This is a genomic window from Natrinema soli (genome assembly GCF_028618695.1).
In genome coordinates this window covers 1-3061 of sequence record NZ_JAQIVI010000363.1, presented here as the reverse complement: position 1 = coordinate 3061, position 3061 = coordinate 1, and the positions used below count along the sequence as shown (strand labels likewise).

The following is a 3061-nucleotide window of genomic DNA, read 5'->3' as shown; positions in this document are numbered from 1 at the left end:
GCGCCGCGACAATAGAGTTCGTCGCTCGGCTCGGCGTGCCGACGGTGACACCGCCGGAAGTGAGTCGCGAGGGCGCGTCTCGAGGACCGGGGCTCTCCCGTCGTGAGCGGCGCTTCGAGGGAGGCCTTCGGAGAGAGGCCGTCGGACTGAGGGACCCGCTCCGGGCGCCCGCGTTCGTCGTAGTGAACATCTCTCGAGAGAGATGCACCGCTCGTCGGACAGAATGCGTGTTCACCGATCATTTGTTTCGTGGCAATCGAACCGTCAGTGCGGTCCGACCGCGCATCCCGGCTAGCGGTGCCAGTGGTATAAACTGACACAATACTGAGAGCATCTACAATAAAGAAAGGAACCCATCGACCGCTCTAGACGTATGTTCCAGTTATTTTGTGCTATAATATTATGAATCTAGACACCTTATCAGTGGGAAGTCCGTACGGCGGATGCGTCATGTCACGTGGTGATTTCGCAGCCGTCGATCCGACCGATCGTGCACCGTGGTACTGGTACGTCCTGATCGGCTATCCCGTGTTGAGCCTGCTCGGGATCGTCTCGCTGGCCCGTCTCACCGGCGGCGGCTCGGTGCTGGCGACGGGAGTCGGAAGCATTGCGCTCCTGATCGTCGTCACTGCCGCGGGCGCCGTGACCCTCCCGGCGATCTGGCGCGACGTGGAATTCGTCACGGCGACCACCGACTCGTGGACGCCCGACCGGCAGCTCTACGTCGGGGCGGCGGTCGCCGTCCCGCTGGTCTTCGGGGTCCTCGCGGGACTGGCGGCGGGATTCGGCATCGCGATCGCGATCGCGATAGTCGCGTTCCTGGTCTCGACAGTGACGGTCTGTCTCGCCTATCTCTACAACCGCCACCGCGAGATCGGGTTGCTGACTCGCTGAGGACGGTCCGGCGCGAGTGAACGATCGATCTCGGGCCGAGATCGAGTCCGGTCCGTGATCGCCCGTTCGGTCCGCATCCTCTAGGTTTCGTCCATTTTTATAGAGTTAGAACTATTGGTTATGACTGTTGGCTGGCCCGGACGACGCGCCTCCGGCGCGGATGACCTCCCGGCCCGACAGCACAGCCGCCACTGTCCGATCGATTCCGCCGGTCGGGCACCCCCTCGACTCCTTCGGCCCGCAGTCCTTCACGGCGACACCCATCCATGCTCTCCGCGATACACCCCATCACCGACGCGTCCGGCCTTGCGCTCACACTGGGACGATCGCTCACTTCGATACTCCCCCCGGCGATCGATTACGGACCGCTCCCGCTGGAAGCGATCGCGGCCATTCGGCCAGCTGGTACAGAGATCGTGGCCCCACACGGCGGCGGACTCTCCCTCGCAGCCAGACTCGCCGGGCTGATCGGCGCGTTCCTGCTTGCGCTCGGCGAAGCAGCGATCATCGCCTTCGAGATGGCCTGGGACACCTGGTGGGCGCTCGTCCTCGGCTTCACCGTCACCGGTGCCGTCCAGGAGTTCGTCTCCGAGGACCGACTCACCGACTACCTCGGCGACGACGGCTGGCGGGAAATCGGGTACGGCACGCTCTTCGGCGCGTCCTCCTCGAGTTGCTCGTTCTCCGCGGTGGCGATGACCCGAACGCTGTTCACCAGGGGTGCGTCGGCCGCGGCCAGCCTGGGCGCGTTCCAGTTCGCGAGCACGGACCTCGTCCTCGAGCTCGCGCTCGTCGTCACGGTCCTGTTGGGCTGGCAGTTCGCCGCCGCGGAGATCGTCGGCGGACTGGTCGCCGTCGCCGTCGTCGCGATCGTCTACCGGCGGTTCGTCCCCGAATCCTGGGTCGAGCGAGCACGGGCTCACGCGCGAGCGCTCGAGAAAACCGAGTGCGCGACCTGCGGGATGGCCGCCGATCCGACCGACGGGGAGACGCTCGAGGAGGAGTTCGACGGCGAGCGGCGGTACTTCTGCTGTAGCGGCTGCCGGAGCGCGTACGATCCCGGAACCGATCGGGAGGCGGTCACCGCCGGCCCGGAACTCCTCTCGGCCGACCGCTGGCGGTCGGCGACCGCGAACGCGGTCAAAGAGTGGGACATGCTCTGGCGTGACATCACGTTCGGCTTCGTCATCGCCGGGCTACTGGCCGTGTTCGTGCCCACCGCGTGGTGGACCGGCCTCTTCGGCGTCGGTGCCGAGGGCAGTCTCGCGCGCGTGGTCTCGAACGCGGTTCTCGGCGCCGTCGTCGGGGTGTTGACGTTCCTCTGTTCCGTCGGCAACGTTCCCTTCGCGGTGGTTCTCTGGGAGAACGGCGTCTCCTTCGGCGGCGTCCTCGCCTTCATCTTCGCGGACCTGCTGATCCTGCCGCTGGTCCGCACCTACCGCCGGTACTACGGCACCCGCATGGCCGCCGTGATCGCCGTCGCGTTCTTCCTCGCGGCGGTCACCGCCGGCGTCGTCGTCGAACTCGTCTTCGGCGGGCTCGGACTCGTCCCGCCCGCCGGCGAGGCCGGCGGGACGGTTTCGGGGACGTTCACGACCCTCTTCAACGTCGTCGCCGCCCCGATCCTCGCGATCCAGATCTACGTCGCCCTCGAGCCCCACCAGCGCGTTCGGATCGGCAACCGGCTCGCGCCCCACGTCGCCGGGATCCTCATTCGCTCCGAACAGCTCCTCGAGCGGCTCGCCTACGCGCTCGAGGACCGCGGCCTGAAGTAGAATCGGCCGATCCCGTCCCCGCCCGCGAAGCCACTGTTCTCCGCGCCCGCAAGTGCCGTCAAACCCGGATGGGGCCGCGAGTGCCGTCAGATCCGGTTGTCGTATCCTCGGACCACAGCGGCCGCTCGAGCCGTTGAGCCGTCCCGTCCCCGGTCGACTGATTCCATCCCCAGCACCCATGATTCCATCACCGAACGATACCACCGAACGGAGCGATCCGGTTCGACTCGTCTGCCTCGTCGCCCTCGTGGCGAGCCACGGCCTGCTTCGGCTGGCCGAACGCTATCTCCCCGAGTTCCTGTCGACGCTCGGCTACGGGCCGATCGTCGCCGGCGCGCTGGTGACCCTCGGCTTCGGCGTCGCCGTCGCCGCGTCCGAACACTCGAGCGGCG

At 66.9% G+C, this 3061-nt stretch carries 2 protein-coding genes and 2 pseudogenes; 3 read left to right on the top strand and 1 reads right to left on the bottom strand.

The annotated features are described in order from the left end of the window. Positions 1-242 (bottom strand): annotated as a pseudogene (locus PGX04_RS20685) (hypothetical protein); the annotation flags it as partial. A 208-nt stretch (positions 243-450) separates the two neighbouring features. On the opposite strand from PGX04_RS20685, the gene PGX04_RS20680 reads away from it, so the two are divergent. The 3 genes and pseudogenes from PGX04_RS20680 to PGX04_RS20670 all read left to right on the top strand — a co-directional run. Next, positions 451-894, top strand: coding sequence for a hypothetical protein (locus PGX04_RS20680; RefSeq protein ID WP_273740231.1), 444 nt, complete (start codon positions 451-453; stop codon positions 892-894). 266 nt (positions 895-1160) lie between these two features. Beyond that, positions 1161-2669: a permease gene (locus PGX04_RS20675; RefSeq protein ID WP_273740230.1), complete on the top strand. Its 1509-nt coding sequence runs from the start codon at positions 1161-1163 to the stop codon at positions 2667-2669. A gap of 178 nt (positions 2670-2847) precedes the next feature. Then, a pseudogene (locus PGX04_RS20670) lies at positions 2848-3061 on the top strand (transporter); the annotation flags it as partial.

Coding starts and splice junctions, on each gene's coding strand:
- PGX04_RS20680 (WP_273740231.1), top strand. CDS start 451: ATGTCACGTGGTGATTTCGCAGCCGTCGATCCGACCGATCGTGCACCG.
- PGX04_RS20675 (WP_273740230.1), top strand. CDS start 1,161: ATGCTCTCCGCGATACACCCCATCACCGACGCGTCCGGCCTTGCGCTC.